Source organism: Amycolatopsis sp. FDAARGOS 1241, assembly GCF_016889705.1.
Lineage (GTDB): Bacteria > Actinomycetota > Actinomycetes > Mycobacteriales > Pseudonocardiaceae > Amycolatopsis.
Genome location: NZ_CP069526.1, coordinates 9,141,288 through 9,159,056, shown reverse-complemented (window position 1 = coordinate 9,159,056; position 17,769 = coordinate 9,141,288). Strand labels below are relative to the sequence as shown.

13 protein-coding genes and 2 CRISPR repeat arrays are annotated in these 17,769 nt (G+C 66.9%); of the genes, 12 read left to right on the top strand and 1 reads right to left on the bottom strand.

Going from position 1 to position 17,769, the window contains the following annotated elements; genetic code table 11:
- Positions 1–184 precede the first annotated feature (184 nt).
- On the top strand, positions 185–706 hold the full coding sequence (locus I6J71_RS49555) for a hypothetical protein (RefSeq protein ID WP_239154262.1): 522 nt from the start codon (positions 185–187) through the stop codon (positions 704–706).
- A 3-nt stretch (positions 707–709) separates the two neighbouring features.
- Positions 710–1,189, top strand: a complete 480-nt coding sequence (locus I6J71_RS49550) for a DNA cytosine methyltransferase (protein ID WP_239154261.1) — start codon at positions 710–712, stop codon at positions 1,187–1,189.
- A 92-nt stretch (positions 1,190–1,281) separates the two neighbouring features.
- Here the strand turns inward: I6J71_RS49550 and I6J71_RS44475 are convergent, their stop codons facing one another.
- On the bottom strand, positions 1,282–1,746 hold the full coding sequence (locus I6J71_RS44475) for a hypothetical protein (protein WP_204092342.1): 465 nt from the start codon (positions 1,744–1,746) through the stop codon (positions 1,282–1,284).
- Positions 1,747–1,931: 185 nt separating this feature from the next.
- Here I6J71_RS44475 and I6J71_RS44470 point away from each other — a divergent pair, with 185 nt between their 5' ends.
- The 10 genes from I6J71_RS44470 to I6J71_RS44425 all read left to right on the top strand — a co-directional run bounded on the left by I6J71_RS44470 (position 1,932) and on the right by I6J71_RS44425 (position 17,525).
- Complete coding sequence (locus I6J71_RS44470) at positions 1,932–2,576, top strand: hypothetical protein (RefSeq protein ID WP_204092341.1); 645 nt, start codon at positions 1,932–1,934, stop codon at positions 2,574–2,576.
- 1,221 nt (positions 2,577–3,797) lie between these two features.
- Positions 3,798–6,614, top strand: a complete 2,817-nt coding sequence (gene cas3, locus I6J71_RS44465) for a CRISPR-associated helicase Cas3' (protein WP_204092340.1) — start codon at positions 3,798–3,800, stop codon at positions 6,612–6,614.
- Positions 6,604–8,259, top strand: a complete 1,656-nt coding sequence (casA, locus tag I6J71_RS44460) for a type I-E CRISPR-associated protein Cse1/CasA (RefSeq protein WP_204092339.1) — start codon at positions 6,604–6,606, stop codon at positions 8,257–8,259. The genes cas3 and casA overlap by 11 nt, the downstream gene beginning before the upstream one ends.
- A complete protein-coding gene (gene casB, locus I6J71_RS44455; protein ID WP_204092338.1) occupies positions 8,256–8,936 on the top strand; it encodes a type I-E CRISPR-associated protein Cse2/CasB in 681 nt (226 codons plus the stop codon). Before casA ends, casB begins: the two co-directional genes overlap by 4 nt.
- Before the next feature lie 7 nt (positions 8,937–8,943).
- Positions 8,944–10,080 (top strand): type I-E CRISPR-associated protein Cas7/Cse4/CasC, encoded by a 1,137-nt coding sequence (gene cas7e, locus I6J71_RS44450; RefSeq protein ID WP_204092337.1) that lies wholly within the window; start codon positions 8,944–8,946, stop codon positions 10,078–10,080.
- Positions 10,077–10,814, top strand: a complete 738-nt coding sequence (gene cas5e / locus I6J71_RS44445) for a type I-E CRISPR-associated protein Cas5/CasD (protein ID WP_204092336.1) — start codon at positions 10,077–10,079, stop codon at positions 10,812–10,814. The genes cas7e and cas5e overlap by 4 nt, the downstream gene beginning before the upstream one ends.
- Positions 10,805–11,479, top strand: a complete 675-nt coding sequence (cas6e, locus tag I6J71_RS44440; RefSeq protein ID WP_204092335.1) for a type I-E CRISPR-associated protein Cas6/Cse3/CasE — start codon at positions 10,805–10,807, stop codon at positions 11,477–11,479. Before cas5e ends, cas6e begins: the two co-directional genes overlap by 10 nt.
- A complete protein-coding gene (cas1e, locus tag I6J71_RS44435) occupies positions 11,476–12,432 on the top strand; it encodes a type I-E CRISPR-associated endonuclease Cas1e (protein ID WP_204092334.1) in 957 nt (318 codons plus the stop codon). The genes cas6e and cas1e overlap by 4 nt, the downstream gene beginning before the upstream one ends.
- Entirely contained in the window at positions 12,429–12,896 is a 468-nt protein-coding gene (cas2e, locus tag I6J71_RS44430; RefSeq protein WP_204092333.1) for a type I-E CRISPR-associated endoribonuclease Cas2e, read from the top strand. The genes cas1e and cas2e overlap by 4 nt, the downstream gene beginning before the upstream one ends.
- Positions 12,897–12,912: 16 nt before the next feature.
- A CRISPR array of direct repeats spans positions 12,913–14,587; the repeat unit is 29 nt; unit sequence GTGCTCCCCGCGGACGCGGGGATGATCCG.
- A 15-nt stretch (positions 14,588–14,602) separates the two neighbouring features.
- Positions 14,603–15,484: a CRISPR direct-repeat array (repeat unit 28 nt; unit sequence TGCTCCCCGCGGACGCGGGGATGATCCG).
- A 955-nt stretch (positions 15,485–16,439) separates the two neighbouring features.
- Complete coding sequence (locus tag I6J71_RS44425) at positions 16,440–17,525, top strand: IS630 family transposase (protein ID WP_204092332.1); 1,086 nt, start codon at positions 16,440–16,442, stop codon at positions 17,523–17,525.
- Positions 17,526–17,769: the final 244 nt, after the last annotated feature.

Here is a 17,769-nt window from a genome sequence, read left to right as displayed (position 1 = left end):
CTCCCGCAACCGGGCCCGCAACGCGCGTTCCACACCGTCCTGGTTCTGCACCTGCTTGCGCTGGGTGGACCGGTGCTGACCCGCGACCCACAGGCCCGGCGCTCACTCACCCCGAACATCGCCCGCAGCCGCTCCACAGCGCGGCGGCGACGCTCGGGGGGCTCAGTCGCGCGACCGCTTCTACATGCCGTTCTGGCTGGCCGAGCTGGGCCGCGACCCCGACTGGGACAAGTGGCTGCGCCCGGCCGCCCACTGCCCGAGCTGCGACCGCGTGGTCGCCGCGGTGCAGGTGTTCAAGCGCCCCGGCGCCGACATGGGCCGCTACGGGATCCGCACCGGCCAGTACGTCTACCGCTGCCCCAACCGCACGTGCCGGCACGCGATCCTCGAGCCCGGCGTCCTGCCCGCGTCGACCGTGATCGACTGGTCGCTCGACCCCGGCCAGCGGATCGGGGAACGCGTCGACAGCAAGGGCCGGCCGGACCCGCTGGCCGAGGCCACCCTCGCCCGCATCGAAGCCGGTCTGGCCAAGCACGCCCGCCTCGTGCTCGCGCTGGCCGGAGGGACCTGGCGGCAGTCCGCGACCAGCGTGGACGAGCCGATGCCGACCCGAACCACCCGTGAAACCGACGCCCTTGTTGTGCCGCCGTTGGTGGTGCCGGTGGCCAAGCGGACCGGCGTCGACACCGCCACGAGCATCGAGTAGCCGTTGCGGACCCAGACCTGCCGCCGGGAGACCGCCATGGTGGTCCCGTCGTTCGTGTCCCTGCTGCGCGGCGGCGGCTCCAAAACCACCGCCTACCCGGTCGACGGGCCGCTGCCGACCGTGTCGGCCCAGGGCAACCACCACGGGCTCGTCGGCCCGGATCCGAAGGTCTCGGCGAGGCTGCTCGCGTACTACTCCAACGGGGCAGCACGACCGGTCAGCGAGCCGGTCGGAACGCTCATCACCCGAGACAACGCGCTCATCGGCCAGCCCGCCGGTCGCGCCGCGGTCGAGCAATGCACCTTCCGCATGCTCGCCCCACACGAGATCGCCGCCGGCATGGGGTTCGCCCGGGACTACAAGATCAAAGGCTCCGACCGCGACCGCGTCCGCGGCTACGGCAACGCCGTCACCCCACCCGCCGCCGAAGTCCTCATCTCCGCCCTCGTCGAAATCCTCAGCGGTGAGTCCCTGGGTGTATAAGAGCCGGCGTCGCCTTTCCACCTTGGCCCAGCCCGGCGGCTGGGCCAAGGCCGTTTCATGCGGACGCTCGCTCACCGCGGGGACTCGTGCGGTTAGGCTGAAGGAGCGCCTTCTGCCGAATCGTTCCCATCCTTGTCCTTCTCTGGAAGTGGTGGGACCAGGCCTAAGTACCTGAGATGGAAGTAGCGTGCGAAGTCGTGGGCGTGTTCCTGGTCGAAGATGAAGGTTCTCGACGAAATTGGTTGGAGGCCTCCCCAGTGGCTGCTGGCGATGAGGTTGCCTTCCAGCTCGTGATAGGTGATGCCCGGTAGTGCCTCCCGTTCAACCGGTGTTTCGGCCCATGGGTTGATGAACAGGTGAAGGCCTTCGGCGAATGTCTCGTGTTCTCCCGGCTGACGGTCGCCGACCACGTATGCGAAGGGCTGTGCCTGAGTTGCTTGGGGATCAGGGTCGTAGCACTGGCCGAGCCGGCACAACGCGACGACGGGGTCGCCCAGCTCGAGCTCGGTGCCGATCCTGTTGAACATCGGGGCCGTGTGCGCGTTGCTGAACAACACCCCTGCCAGGTTTCCGCGCCAGGTTGACGGAACAACCCGCTAGGGATTGTCTTGCCGTTCAGCTCGTGCTGTTCGATGGGTTCGGTGAAGAACGTTCGTCCGCCGGCCTCGTCCAATCCAGGCTTCGAGGCTTGCCCGAACAGATACGACCCGATCGGACCGATCGCGGGCCATTGTGCATACACGTGGTGAAACGCGCCCACGGCGATGACGAACGGGACGTCGCGGACATGGGGTTTTTCCCAGTAGGCGCGGCCCTGAGCGTCGCGGTGGGTCAGCTTTCGGCGCAGTGCTTTACCAATCTGGAAGACGAACTCTCGGTCCATCTGAGGAAGGTCGTCCGGCATGACCGAAGCCGAGGTGAACGACTCGGAGCCCTGGGGCGGGTTGGTGGTCGTGACCTCGATCGCCACTGGATGCTGACCACGGACAACGAAGTCGGGCGCCGGCTCCGATCGATCAAGCTCGAGACCCTCTTCCTGCAGGTAAGCGAAAAGCGCGAGCTCGAAGGTCCGGGCCGAGAAGCCGCCGGTCTGGAACTCTCTGACGAAGCTCTTGTCGACGTCGTGGAAGTCCTGGAAGACCAGATTCATCATCTCGCGTGCGGCCTGGTGATCTCGCCCGCTCGTGATCCGCTTGAAGAGCGGGTGCAGCGATGCGTCAGGGACGATGGGATTGAACAGGTCGCGGTTCATGCCTTGGGGTCGAGGGAAACTCCACAGTCGTTACCCTCGTCAGCTAGCTTGGGTTTTAACCTGTTCGGCGGGGTCGTGGGTTGCTCGATCTGGTGTTCTTGCCGTGTTTGGATTTTCGGGTGTTCGTGCTGGTGACGACGTAGACGTCGTGGCGTGATGCGGGCCGGTGGTTGACTGTTCCGGCGGGACGTCCAGGACCGGGCCGCGACGGTTTCGGGACACCGGCCGGGCAGGCGAGTTGTGGACGCAGGTTCCGAAACCCTCGGCGGACCCGTGCCGGGGAGAGCCGCAGGGCTGGTCGGGGTCTTTCCCAGGGGCGGCGCAGATCCGCTGTGAGGTCGCGGGCGAGCCGCTGCTGCCGTGGCCGCGACGGTGCTCACCGGCCAGGGACAGCTCCGCGATCGACCGGACCGGACCGTCCGCGCACAACACTGCGTCGGTCAGCTCGAACAACGCGTCCGCTCGCCGGGGCAGGCATCGGTAGAACTCCTGCCGGAGCGCGGACAGCTCCCTGCCCGCGCCGGTGGCGCCAGCGTGGTGCACACTGATCAATTGAAGCCCTTGGCTCGATCTTCCGTCTGTCGCAAGAAGGAATGATCGACCAAGGGCTTCACTCATGATCGACAGGGGTCACCACCGACCACTCAGACGTTAAAACTCAAGCTAGGTCACGTCTGACAATGCTTTGGTCCAGGTGATCACGGCGTGCGAGTCTAGCTCTGCGTTGCTGGTCAGCGAGGGTTGATGATGAACTGCAGCGAGCGTCCGGGATTCTCGCCGGCCTCCCTGGGGCCGAGGACTTCACTAGGGGCCGGTCGAGCCCGGCGTTGTGGTCGAGGCCCGCGCGGACCGCGCCTTTGAACTGGGCCGTACCGGCATCGGGTGTCCGTCGTGCGCGCGAAGCTGGCTTAGCAGCCAAGGATGCGGGGGGTGTTCGTCTGTTCGAAGCGGCCTGGCACTGCGACGATACGTAACCGTGCACATGGTGGTCGAGGCGTCAGGGACGGCGGAAGCCTGCAGCGGTTGCTCGACGAGCTCGCGGTGATGTTCGTGGACCAGCGGTAGCTCGGCAGGTACACCGAAGCGAGCAGGCCCGATGCCGAGCACGACCAGGTGTCGAGCATCTTGACGATACCTCGCCGCTGCTCGCATCAGTCGAGGTCGACGCCATCACCGCACTCGCCTCCGAGGAGCCTGAGATCTGCCGTTCGGGGAAAAAGTCCTGACGATCGGATGACACTGGCAGCGGCGGTGTCGTGGCGCGATGGCGCGGTTGGGTTGCGTGTTCGGCGATTCTTGTCGGTGGCCTGTGTGATAGTGCGTGCCGTCGTGCAACGTGGGGGAAGGTAGGGCGGTTTGTCGGGTTCGTTGAGTGAAGCCGGGCGGTCGGTGTGGGCCAAGTCGGTGGACGATACTGGATCTTGGTTGCCGCTGTGGCAGCATCTGGAGGACTCGGCCGGGGTTGCGGTCGGCTTGTTCGATGCGTGGCTCGCGTCGAGTGTGGTTCGGTTGCTTGCCGCCGATTTCGGGGGAGATGTCGAGCAGGCTCGTGTCGCGGTGCGGTTTCTGGCTGGTTTGCACGATTTGGGTAAGGCGACGCCGGCATTTGCGGTGCAGTGCACGGTGCTTGCACAGCGTATGTGCGACCAGGGGTTGTACCTGCCTCTGAGCAAGGCTGCGTTGCCTGAGCGGGCGGCGGCTCACCATTCGGTCGCGGGGCATCATTTGCTGCTTCGCTGGCTGGAGGGACAAGGCTGGTCCCGGCGGGCGGCACGGGCGTGGGGTGTTGTGCTGGGTGGGCATCACGGTGCCCCGCCGGACGCCGCCGTGGAGCATGCGGCAGATCCGCGGGAGGTGCCGTGGCTGTACGGCGAGGGTCTATGGGAGAGGGTTCAGACCGAACTCGCCAACTGGGTGGCACAGCGCAGCGGTGCTGAACAGTACTTGGTGGCGTGGCAGGAGGTTGAGCTGTCGCCACAGTTCCAGGTGCTGGCAACAGCTGTGGTGATCGTGTCGGATTGGATCGCGAGCAACGACGAGCTGCTCCCGTTTCTTCGTGGACGATTGCCGGATTTCGTGGAGTCGCCCCTGCGCGTGCGGCAGGCGTTGGAGATGTTGAGGCTTCCGACGCCGTGGCGGCCGGAGTCGACGAACGTCGGGGCGTCGTTCGCGGCACGGTTTGGCCTACCGCAGGGTGTGGTCGCCCGGCCGGTGCAAACCGCGGCTTGCGAGGTGGCCCGCAGTATGCCGGAGCCGGGGCTGCTGATCGTCGAGGCGGCGATGGGTGAGGGCAAGACGGAGGCTGCGCTGGCGGCGGCGGAGATCCTGGCCGCCAGGTGGGGTGCGGGCGGGGTGCTGGTGGCGTTGCCGACACAGGCCACCACGGACGCGATGTTCGGCCGGGTTGTCGACTGGCTGGACGCGATGCGTGCTGGTGATCAGCAGGTAGGTGGCTCGATCATGCTTGGTCATGGACGGGCCAGGTTCAACCGGTTGTTCCAGGGACTGGTTCGGATGGGCCACGTAGCCGAAATCGGGAGTGACGAGCAGCCTCTTCACGGTGCGCACGCGGTTGCGGTGCATGGCTGGCTGGCAGGGCGGAAGAAGGCTCTGCTGGCGAACTTCGCCGTGGTGACGATCGACCAGGTGCTGTTCGCCGGGTTGAAATCGCGGCATCTGATGCTGCGACACCTGGCGTTGGCCGGCAAGGTCGTGGTGATCGACGAGATTCACGCCTACGACGCGTATATGAACTCGTATCTGGCGAAGGTGCTCACGTGGCTCGGGGCTTACCGGGTGCCGGTAGTCGCGTTGTCTGCGACCTTACCTGCAGCTCAACGGACGACATTGGTGCAGGCGTATCGACGCGGCCGGGACCCGGATGTGTCGGCGGACCTGAGCTGCTTGGACGGAGACATCGGTTATCCGGTACTGACCTGGACAACAGGTGGGTCGACGGCGACACGTGTCACGAAACCGTCCGGCCGGTCTGCGCAGGTAAGAGTCGAAACGTTCGGTGACGGGCTCGACGATCTCGACGAACTCGTGGCGTTGTTGCGGGAGAGGCTGGTCGACGGCGGGGCGGCGCTGGTCGTGCGCAACACGGTCCGGCGCGTGTTGGAGACTGCTGACCAGTTGCAGGCGGAGTTTCCGGGTGACGTGACGGTGACGCATGCGCGGTTCATCGCGGCGGACCGGATGCGAAACGACACGGCGCTGCTGGAGCGCTTCGGCCCACCTGATCGGGCCAGGCATCGACCGCACCGTCAGATCGTCGTCGCGTCGCAGGTGGTGGAGCAGTCCCTCGATGTCGATTTCGACATGCTGGTCACGGATCTAGCGCCGATCGATATGGTCCTGCAACGAATCGGGCGGCTGCATCGACATACGCGGGGTGAGAACCAGGCCGACAGACCTCAGCAGTTGCGGGTGCCTCGAGTTTATGTCACGGGAGCCGACTTCAAGCAGGATCCGCCCGAACTGGAGCCGGCGGCCCAGCGTTATGTCTACGACGCGCATACGCTGCTGCGCGCCGCCGCTGTCCTGCGGGAACGTTTCGGTGCAGGTATCCAGCTTCCCGACGAGATCGCGCCGTTGGTGCAGCGTGCGTACGGGGACGCCCCTTTGGGACCTGAGTCGTGGCAGGACGCGATGACCGCCGCCCAACGGTCGCGAGAGGAACGCGCGGCCCGACGGGTGCGTACGGCCGGGACCTTTCAGATCGCAAACCCGACTCGCTCAGGCAAGGCGATCAGTGGATGGGTCTCGGCCGGAGTAGGTGAAGCGGACGATTCCCGGGAGGGCCGCGGGCAGGTGCGCGACGGAGCACCGAGCCTGGAAGTCCTGCTGGTGTGTGACGACGGATCCGGTCTGTGGCATACCCCGCCTTGGCTCGGCGAAGGCAGTGGATTGTCGATCCCACGGGACGAGACACCGCCGGACCGGGTCGCAGAAGTGATGGCGTCCTGCGTGCTGCGGCTGCCGTTGACCTTCAGCAACGCCGCTGCCGAGGAGGAGCTGTGGCGGGGCACGCCGCCGGCGTGGGAGGAGTCGCCGCTCATCTACCGCCAGCCGGCGCTGGTGGTGGACCGGGATGGGTGGGGACAGATCACGGATCGTCGTGTCCGCTACACCCCGCAGCGAGGACTGGAGGTGGTCGACAGTGAGGCATGACGCGCCGATCCCGCGTGGGTTCAATCTGCTGGACGAGCCGTGGATCACGGTGCTTGCCCACGACGGGCAGGAGCGCGACGTCTCGCTCCTTGGCTTGTTCGAGCAGGCACCCGAGCTCGTCGTGATTGGCGGTGAGGTGCCCACGCAGGGGTACGCGATCACGAGGCTTCTGCTGGCGTTTCTGCATCGTGCGCTCGACGGTCCGGCGGATCAGGAGTCCTGGTCGCGACTGTGGAAGCTACCGGTGCTGCCCATGGACCAGGTGCGAGCTTATGCCGATCGGGTGCGGCACCGGTTCGACCTGTTCGACGAGTGCGTCCCGTTCTTCCAGGTCGCTGGTTTGCGGACGGCCAAGGGGGAGGTGTCTGGGCTGGATAAGATCGTCGCGGACGTCCCGAACGGGGAACCCTTGTTCACGACACGGTCCGCGGCCAGCCTCACCCGGATCACCGCGGCCGAGGCCGCCCGCTGGCTGGTGCATGTGCATGCATTTGATCCGTCGGGGATCAAGTCCGGCGCGGTCGGAGATCCGACGGTGAAGAGCGGAAAGGGCTATCCGATCGGGCCGGGCTGGTCCGGTCAGGTCGGGGGCGTGCTGGCACAGGGCCGTGATGTTCGGGAGACCCTTCTGCTCAACCTCATTACTCGCGACGTGGAGACCTATGTGCAGGTTGGCGGCCAGGAGGATCTTCCGCCGTGGGAGCGCGACTCGGACGGTGCCACATGGGCCGAGGACAGACCGGTGGCGGGGGTGATTCAGGCCTATACCTGGCAGACCCGGCGCGTCCGGCTGGAGGGTGACCGCGACGGTGTGACCGGAGTGGTGCTGGCCAACGGTGACAGGATGCAGCCGCAGAATCGCCAGCTCGTCGAGCCGCACACGGCCTGGCGTTACAGCGAGCCGCAGAGCAAGAAAGCCGGGCGCCCGGTCTACATGCCTCGCCGACACGACCCGAGCCGATCCGTGTGGCGAGGACTTGCAGCGATGCTGCCGTCGATTTCACCTCGTCGATCCAGCGGCGGTGATCCAGCCCGGTTTCTTGCCCCCGGGGTGCTGCAGTGGCTGTCCGACCTGGTCGAAGAGGAGTATCTGCCAAGCGATTTCGTGGTCCGATTCCGGGTGCACGGCGTCGAGTACGGCGCGCAGAACGCGACGTACGCGGAAATCCTCGACGACCTGTTGCCGTTGCCGGTGGTGTTGCTACGGCACGAGCATCCTGCCGCGGGCCGCACCGCAGCACGCGCAGTCGGAGACGCCGACGCCGCCGCAGGATGCTTGTGGCGCCTGGCGGAGAATCTGGCTCAGGCGGCCGGGGCTGAGCCGCAATCCGGGGCAGGCGCTGCTGCGCAAGAGAGTTTCTACGCCAGACTCGAGCACCCGTACCGGTCGTGGCTGGCTGGGTTGCGGCCCGGCCGGGACCTCGTCGAGGCCAGTACCGCCTGGCAGCGGACCGTTCGCACCACATGCCTGCCGATCAAGGATGCATTGATCACGGGCGCGGCGACGGCCGCCTGGACGGGCCGACAAGTGAATCAGCGGCTGGTCAACGTGCCACTGGCCGAAGTGTGGTTCAACGACGCACTCCGCACGGCCCTTCCCCTGGTCTACACCAGCGTGAACACCCCTGCGGAGGCAATGAAATGACGACGACACCGACCGAACCAACCGGCGCCGCCCGACCGACGAGCCCCCGCCGGCCGCGTCGATTGGGACCGCTCGGCCGCGCCCTGGACGGACATATCACCCGGCTGCAACGCGACTATCTGCGTGGCTCTTCAGCCGCGCGGGCTGATCTCGCGCGTCTGCGGCGTGGGCTGGGCAAGCCCGCGGGCAGCGTGCCGGAGATCTGGTCGCTCACGGTCGGCGCGGTGCCGGAGGAGCTGTCCTGGCACGGTGACGAGCCAAGTTGGTCCGAACAGGCCGCGCACGCCGCGCTCACGTTGTATGCCCTGCACCAGCAATCCTTACCCACACCCGCCCATGTGCCCGGTACCGAACTCGGCTACGCGGTGGGACGGTTGCGGTTCAGCGCGCAGCGCAGTGCGGACGCGGTGACCCGTCGCTTCATGGCAGTTGCGACCGCCGGCTCGATCACGGAAGTGCTGACGCATCTGCGTGGCCTGATCACCCTGCTGCGCACTGAGCGACGAGGGGTCGACTATGCCGCCCTCGCCGACGACCTGGCGCGGCTGGTCGCACCCGGCAGCGGTGCGGCGGCCGTGCGGCTGGCCTGGGGCCGCGCCTTCTACCGCACCGGCATCGATGGTGCTGGCGCCCAGAACACCGAACCGACCACCGCGACAACCCATGGCGAGGAATGAGGCAACCATGAACCGCACCGTGATCGACATCCATGTCCTGCAGACCGTGCCACCGAGCAACATCAACCGTGACGACACCGGGAGCCCCAAGACAGCAACCTACGGCGGTGTCCGGCGCGCTCGCGTGTCCAGCCAGGCATGGAAACGCGCGACGCGCGTCGCGTTCCGCGACACCTTGGACAAGTCCGAACTCGGCGTGCGCACCAAACGCGTAGTCGAACTGCTTGCAACCGAGATCGCAGCGCGGGCACCCGAACTGGCAGAACAGGCCGGCACGCTCGCCACTGAAACGTTCCGCGCCGTGGGGATTGACGTGAAGCCTCCCAAGAAGAACGGGACGGACAAGACCGCCGTCGCGGAGGCTGGGTATCTGGTGTTCCTCAGCAAGCGCCAGATCGAGAATCTGGCCGGCGCCGCGATCCAGGCCGCAGGCAGCAGCGATGTGGCGAAGGCGTTGAAGATAGCGAAGGTGAAGGATCTCGCCGACCGCGAGCACTCCGTCGACGTCGCGCTGTTCGGTCGCATGGTCGCTGACCAGGCTGACATCAACGTCGACGCCGCGGCGCAGGTCGCGCACGCCCTCAGCGTGCATGCCGTGGAAACCGAGTTCGACTACTTCACCGCCGTCGACGACCTCAACACCGAGGAAGAGACCGGAGCGGGCATGATCGGCACCATCGAGTTCAACTCCTCCACCCTCTACCGGTACGCGACCGTCGATGCGAACCGGCTGGCTGACAACCTCGGCGACGTCGCCGCAACCCGGCGTGCCGTGGAGGCGTTCGTCGAGGCATTCGTGCGCTCCATGCCCGCAGGTAAGCAGACCACCTTCGCTCACCGCACCCTGCCTGAAGCGGTGATCGTGCAGGTCCGGGATCGCCAGCCGATCAACCTGGTCGGCGGGTTCGAGAACCCGGTCCGCGAACTGCAGAGGGGCGGCCGGATCAAGGCCGCATCGGAAACGCTGCGAGACGAGGCCCACGAGATCGAGAACAATTACGCCGAACGCCCCGTGGCGGCCTGGGTCACTCGGGTCGGGGAGGACACCGCCGCGCTGGACGACCTGGGCACCAAGGTGCCTTTCCCGCAGCTGGTCACCGAGCTCGGTACGCTGGTCGCGACACGGTTTGCGGAGCAGCCGTGAGTGCTCTCGCGCTGCGACTGGCCGGCCCGATGCAGGCGTGGGGGTCGGGTAGCCGGTTCGTCCGCCGTACCACCGAGACCGCACCAACCAAGAGCGGGATCATCGGACTGGTCGCCGCGGCATTGGGCGTCCGCCGCACCGACCCGCTGGAGGACCTACTGCAGCTGCGATTCGGTGTGCGGATCGATCAGCCAGGCGAGCTCATGCGTGACTTTCAGACCGCGCAACGTCCCCGCCACGACCGCAGCGGAAACCTCACGTGGCAGTCGCTACCCCTGTCGACGCGCTACTACATCGCCGACGCGGTCTTCCTGGCCATCTTGGAAGGGGACCGCGAGCTCGTCGAGGGCATCGACGCGGCGATCCGAGCACCGGAGTTCCAGCTTTATCTCGGGCGCCGCTCCTGCCCACCCGTCGGCCCGATCACACTCGGAGTGTCGGACGACACCCTGGACATCGCTCTCGAAACCCTGCCGTGGCAAGCAAGCGAGCGTGTGCAGAAAAAGCACCGCGACCGAGTTGTCCACCTTGCCGTCGTGCGTGATGCTGCCCCCGACGAACCTGCTCAGGAGTCCTTCCGGGATACCCCGGTGAGCTTCGACCCGAACCGGCGCCAATACGCATGGCGCTCGATCGTGCGAGACACCGTGCAGGTCACCAATCCCCACGGCACGTCCGAGCCGCTCCCGGAGCACGACCCGATGGCGCTGCTGGGAGGCGAGACGTGTTCCTGACAAAGATGCCGATCAACCCGCAGCGACGCGGCGCGCAGCAGCTGCTGTCCTCACCGCAGGCAATGCACGCCGCAGTACTCGCCGGGTTCCCCGACGCTCGCCCAACCGAGGACGGCCGCGTGCTCTGGCGGCTCGACACCTATGCCCACCATCGAGTGTTGCTGTTCATCGCCAGTCCGGACAAACCGGACCTGCAACACCTGGTGGAGCAAGCCGGCTGGCCCACCACACAGGCCTGGCAGACTGCGTCCTACGACGGAATGCTCGCCAGCCTGCGAACCGGGCAACGCTGGCAGTTCCGGCTCACGGCCAACCCGGTCCGAGCCGGACGCCGCGACGGCTGGGACGACACCAAACCACTTGGCCATGTCACCGTCGCCCAGCAACAGCAGTGGCTGCTCGACCGCACGGAACGACTCGGGTTCCGCTTCTGCCGCAGCCACGGCAACCCGAGCGAGCCGGACCTTGCCGTGATCGACCGCACCGTGCGCCGCTTCCGTCGGGGTAGTTCACGGGTCACCATCTCGACCGCGACGTTCGAAGGGCACCTCGAAATCCTCGACGCCCTTTCGATACAGCGGGCGCTGACATTCGGTATCGGGCGAGCAAAGTCCTACGGCTGCGGCCTCATGACCTTGGCACGCCCAGCCGCCAGCACGCCGTGAACACCATCGGGCGACGGACCGCCACTCCGAAGGAACTGATACGCGCCGCAGACCGCATTTCGTTCGTGTACCTGGATCGCTGTGTGGTCAACCGGGACAGCAACGCCATCACCGCGACCGACGAACGCGGCACGGTACACCTTCCAGCCGCAGCAGTGGGCGTCTTGCTGCTGGGGCCTGGCACGACCGTGACCCATCAGGCAATCGCGCTGATGTCCGATAGCGGATCGACCGTGGTGTGGGTGGGCGAGCGAGGCGTGCGGTACTACGCCCACGGCGCTTCGCTAGCCCGTACCTCGCGGCTGGTGCTGGCGCAAGCGGAGGCTGTGACCAACTCACGGTCACGGCTGCGGGTAGCCCGGACGATGTATGAGATGCGGTTTCCCGAGGACGAAGACGTGTCGGGCCTCACCATGCAGCAGCTCCGAGGTCGCGAAGGCACTCGCGTTCGCCGGATCTACCGCGAACACGCGGAGCGGACCGGGGCGGAATGGACCGGCCGAACCTACGACAGACAAGAATGGGAAGCCAGTGATCCGATCAACCAAGCGCTGTCCGCGGCGAACGCCGCACTGTACGGAGTCGTCCACTCCGTGATCGTGGCACTGGGCTGCTCACCAGCACTCGGATTCGTCCACACAGGACATCATCGATCATTTGTCTACGACATAGCAGACCTCTACAAGGCCGACCTCACTATCCCGGCAGCCTTCGATATTGCCGCCAGTCCGACGCTCGATGTCACAGGCGAGACCAGGCGGCGTGTACGCGACGCACTACATGACGGCAAGCTGCTGCAGCGATGCGCCCGCGATATCCAACGACTGCTCCTGGGCGACGACTCGGACGTCACAAAGACCTACGAATACTTCGAAATCGATACCATCGCGTCGCTCTGGGACGACCGACAGGACTTCGTGGCCGGCGGGATCTCGTACGGAGATGCGCAGTGACTGTCATCGTTCTCACGGCCGTGCCGCCAGGGCTCCGCGGGCACCTCACCCGGTGGCTTCTCGAGATCAGTCCGGGCGTCTACGTCGGCTTCGTGTCAGCCCGAGTGCGAGAGCTGATGTGGGACAGGATCGTCGAACACGTGGCCGAAGGACGTGCACTCATGGTGCACGCGACACAAGGCGAGCAGCGTCTCGAGTTCCAGGTGCACGGACACGACTGGACACCTGTCGACTACGACGGTATCACTCTGATGCGCCGACAAACTGCACCCAGCTACGTGCCAGCCAACACAGGCAAACGCAACCAAATGTCGAAACGAGGAACACCTGCCGAGGGGGCGTTGACCCGAGACGAGGAAGTCTGGAAACGGCGCAATGCGCGCCGCAAGTTCCGTAGAAAGGACCGAGACGGACCAGCCCCACGCGGCGAAACTGAAGCAAAACAACCCCCACACGACGCATAACCGCAGCTCACCAAGTGTGCTCCCCGCGGACGCGGGGATGATCCGCCGTCCGGCAGGCCGAACGCGTCGTCGCTGCCGTGCTCCCCGCGGACGCGGGGATGATCCAGTCAGGTGACACCCAGCGGTGCCCATCGGGATGTGCTCCCCGCGGACGCGGGGATGATCCGTTGGCACCTGACACGAAATTCGCGCCCGCGTTGTGCTCCCCGCGGACGCGGGGATGATCCGTGGACGTGCCCGGCATCGGCGAGGTCCCGACGTGCTCCCCGCGGACGCGGGGATGATCCGGAGTACCCGTGGCCGGGTCTACCTGGGATTCGGTGCTCCCCGCGGACGCGGGGATGATCCGCGCCGCGTCCCGGATGCACAGGAGAAGACCGAGTGCTCCCCGCGGACGCGGGGATGATCCGTACGCACGCCGAACGGGCAGCCCGCCGCGATCGTGCTCCCCGCGGACGCGGGGATGATCCGTTCTGCGCACACCGCCGGATCGGTAGCGACAGGTGCTCCCCGCGGACGCGGGGATGATCCGCGTCCGAACAGCCCGATTTCACGGTGCCGCTGGTGCTCCCCGCGGACGCGGGGATGATCCGGTCGATGACTTCGCGGCAGAGACGAGGCGCGCGTGCTCCCCGCGGACGCGGGGATGATCCGCCGACCGGCGTGCTCGACACGGCTCCCGTGTTGTGCTCCCCGCGAACGCGGGGATGATCCGACCTCAGACCGGGTGGTGGAGGCAGAGTGGGAGTGCTCCCCGCGGACGCGGGGATGATCCGGCCTCGGCGCTGCCTCGGTGACCTTCCGCTGGGTGCTCCCCGCGGACGCGGGGATGATCCGGATCTCCAGCAGGTTCTACGCATCGACTCGGAGTGCTCCCCGCGGACGCGGGGATGATCCGGAGCACCACGATGACCACGCCGCCCCCACCGCGTGCTCCCCGCGGACGCGGGGATGATCCGTCACCCGACCCTGGATCACCGTAATTCCCTTCGTGCTCCCCGCGGACGCGGGGATGATCCGGGACCTCGAATGACGAAACCAGCCGTTCCCAGGTGCTCCCCGCGGACGCGGGGATGATCCGTCGGCGTCGCCCTGCACGCGGTCCTGGTTGCCGTGCTCCCCGCGGACGCGGGGATGATCCGTCGAGATCAGCGACGACGTCGAACTCGTACTCGTGCTCCCCGCGGACGCGGGGATGATCCGGTGTCCAGAGAAGGCCGAATCACCCCCGTCCTGTGCTCCCCGCGGACGCGGGGATGATCCGCGAGTCCTGCGCGAGACGGCGCGCTGCGATCTGTGCTCCCCGCGGACGCGGGGATGATCCGTCGGTGCTCTCGGGGTTGCCGCGATCACGGATGTGCTCCCCGCGGACGCGGGGATGATCCGGTCTCGTCCACACCGGACGTGGTGAAGGACTGGTGCTCCCCGCGGACGCGGGGATGATCCGTTGTCGGTTGAGCCGTCGGCGAACCCGCCCGGGTGCTCCCCGCGGACGCGGGGATGATCCGAGTACGCCGCGCGGGGCATCCTGCCCGTCTGCGTGCTCCCCGCGGACGCGGGGATGATCCGGCGTCGGCGCGCCGGGCGGGGTCGGACACGAAGTGCTCCCCGCGGACGCGGGGATGATCCGTAGGTCTGATTGGGGAACGGGTGCCCGACGACGTGCTCCCCGCGGACGCGGGGATGATCCGTAGGTGCCCGACGACGTGCTCCCCGCGGACGCGGGGATGATCCGCCGTGGGATGTGATCGTGGCGTGGAAGCTGGAGTGCTCCCCGCGGACGCGGGGATGATCCGCACAAGGGTGGAGACCTAGGCATCCCGAAGATGTGCTCCCCGCGGACGCGGGGATGATCCGGCCTTGCCCTGCTCAAGCGGAAGTGGCCCGAGGTGCTCCCCGCGGACGCGGGGATGATCCGGTTTCGGCTGGTCAAGCCTAGTTTGCGGGTTTGTGTTCCCCGCGGACGCGGGGATGATCCGTCCATGCCGCACACCGCGGCCGCGGTGGTGATGTGCTCCCCGCGGACGCGGGGATGATCCGTCGAGCCACGCGCGGCCGGACACGAGCAGCCCGTGCTCCCCGCGGACGCGGGGATGATCCGCCGCCTATCGCCTGGGCGTTGCTGCCGATGTCATGCTCCCCGCGGACGCGGGGATGATCCGGCGCTGGAGCGCCGCTTGTCGTGCTGTGAGCGGTGCTCCCCGCGAACGCGGGGATGATCCGCAGCTGTCCGCCGCCGAGTACCGCGACCTCGTGTGCTCCCCGCGGACGCGGGGATGATCCGCAGTGGGTCAACGAACGGTGGGACGACGGCGGTGCTCCCCGCGGACGCGGGGATGATCCGGCGACGATTCCGCCGAAGCCGACCCGCTCGGCGTGCTCCCCGCGGACGCGGGGATGATCCGTCCGGCGTGGCGCCGTCCGCGCCGCGGCACTGATGCTCCCCGCGGACGCGGGGATGATCCGTGAAGCCGGTCGCTCCCGAAGTCCTCGCCGACGTGCTCCCCGCGGACGCGGGGATGATCCCGTGAGTTCGGAATCAGCCACTTCGTGAGGTGAGTGTTCCCCGTGGACGCGGGGATGATCCGTCGGCGAAGGAGCGGAACGTGCCGCATCGCCGAGGGCGGCCCCCAGCGAGGTCCGGGATTCTCGCCGGCCTTCTTGGTGCCGAGGACTTCACGTACTGGCCGGTCGAGCCCGGCGTGGTGGTCGAAGCACGCGCGGACCGTGCCTTTGAGCTGGGCCGCTACCGGCATCGAGTGTCCGTCGTGCGCGCGAAGCCGGATCAGTAGTTCCGGCTCCACAAAGTTGATCAATGACGGTCATGATGACTGCGAAACCATGTCTGCACCATCCACGCGAGGCAGCGGAGACAACAGCAGGGTCAGGCTGACCAGCAGCGGGCGCCGGAGATGGCGTTGACCAGCGCTTTTGCAAGGTGGTGTTCGAAATTGCGCCCGCGCTGCGGCTACGGAAGCTTGGCCGGCAATGGGCCGATCTCTGCGTGGAGCAGCCCTCTGTGTTCAGAGTTTCCATACCTGTTCAAGGCGGCCCCTGCGGGGCCGCGCCGCTTTCGGCCGGCACGCGCGGGGCCCGCCTCCGGCACCCACGCGACCGGCCGGCGGCTGCACCGGGGGCCGACGACAAGAAAAAAGAACATGTCCTCGCCGGACGGGCAGGTCTCCGAGATGGTCGAGAAGCGCAGGCACGTTGCGTCCGTGAGTGACCTGTCGCCATCTCGCCGACCTCCCCGAGGGCTATCACGCCGCGTCAAGGGGGCAGTTCAGCCGGCACGCTGCGGACCCCGTGAAGGCGCCCCCTTGACACGACGTGATCGGGCTACGCCAGGTCGACGAGATGGCGAAGAGGCCACTCACTTGTAGGTGGAACCTCAAAACGATCGTGGTAACCGTTGCATCACGGGCACCACGATCCTGTTACACCCGTCCACCTCGATTGCGATCTCCAGCCGTGATCACACATGGACGGAGAGGCAACTAGTGTCCTGAGTCGGTAGTTCGTGGGCAGCTGTAGGGTGTGGTGATGCCGAGCCCGAAGCTTGACCCCGTGGTGCTCTCTGATGAGGAACGGTCGGTGTTGACCGGGTGGGCGCGTCGCCGCAAGACCGCGCAGGCGCTGGCGTTGCGAGCCCGGATTGTGTTGCGCTGCGCCGAGGGCGGGTCGATCGGCGAGGTCGCCGGGGATGTGGGTGTCTCACGGAACACGGTGTCGAAATGGCGGTCGCGGTTTGCCGAAGACCGGCTGGAGGGTTTGTCGGATGAGCCTCGCCCTGGCCGGCCGCGCCTGATCACTGACGAGCGGGTGGACGCGGTGATCACCAAGACGCTGGAGGAAACGCCGGGCCAGGACACGCACTGGTCGACTCGCTCGATGGCCTCGGCCACGGGGATGTCGCAGTCAGCGATCTCGCGGATCTGGCGGGCATTCGGGCTCAAACCGCACGCGATCGAGACCTGGAAACTGTCCACGGACCCGCAATTCGTGGACAAGGTCCGCGATGTCGTCGGCCTCTACATGAGCCCACCCGAGAACGCGCTGGTCCTCGCGGTCGACGAGAAATCCCAGATGCAGGCGATCGATCGCACCGCACCGATTCTGCCGATCATGCCCACCACCCCGGCACGGATGACCCACGACTACGTCCGGCACGGCACCACCAGCCTGTTCGCCGCCTTCGACATCTCCAGCGGCTCGGTGATCGCACAGCACTACCGTCGACATCGCCATCAGGAGTTCCTGCGGTTCCTGAAGCTGATCGATGCCGCGGTCCCGAAAGACCTGGACCTGCATCTGGTGCTGGACAACTACGCCACCCACAAGACACCCAAGGTCAAGGAATGGCTGATCCGGCACCCGCGGTTCCACCTGCACTTCACACCGACCAGCAGTTCCTGGCTGAACCTGGTCGAACGATGGTTCGCCGAACTGACCAACCGCAAGCTGCGCCGCTCAGCCCATCGCAGCGTCACCGAACTCGAACGCGACGTCCGGTGCTGGATCAACGAATGGAACGCCGACCCGAAACCGTTCGTCTGGACCAAGCCAGCCGACCAGATCCTGGAAACCCTCTCCGCATACTGCCAACTAATTAACGACTCACGACACTAGGGCCATGCTCCCGGGCTAACTGTCTAACATGGTTTGGTGGTTACGCCGAGGACGTGCAGTCAGCGGCGGTTCGGGGCGTGCTGGGCGAGAGCCGCGGCGTTGGCGCTGGGGATGGCGTAGTAGACGAGTGCGCCGAAGGAGGAGAATCCCGCTCGGCGTCGCCGCCGACCTGACGCGCGCGCAGGTGGTCGTTCGCAGAATGGCGTACCGGCCTGCTGACGATGCGTGACCTGCGACCGGCACA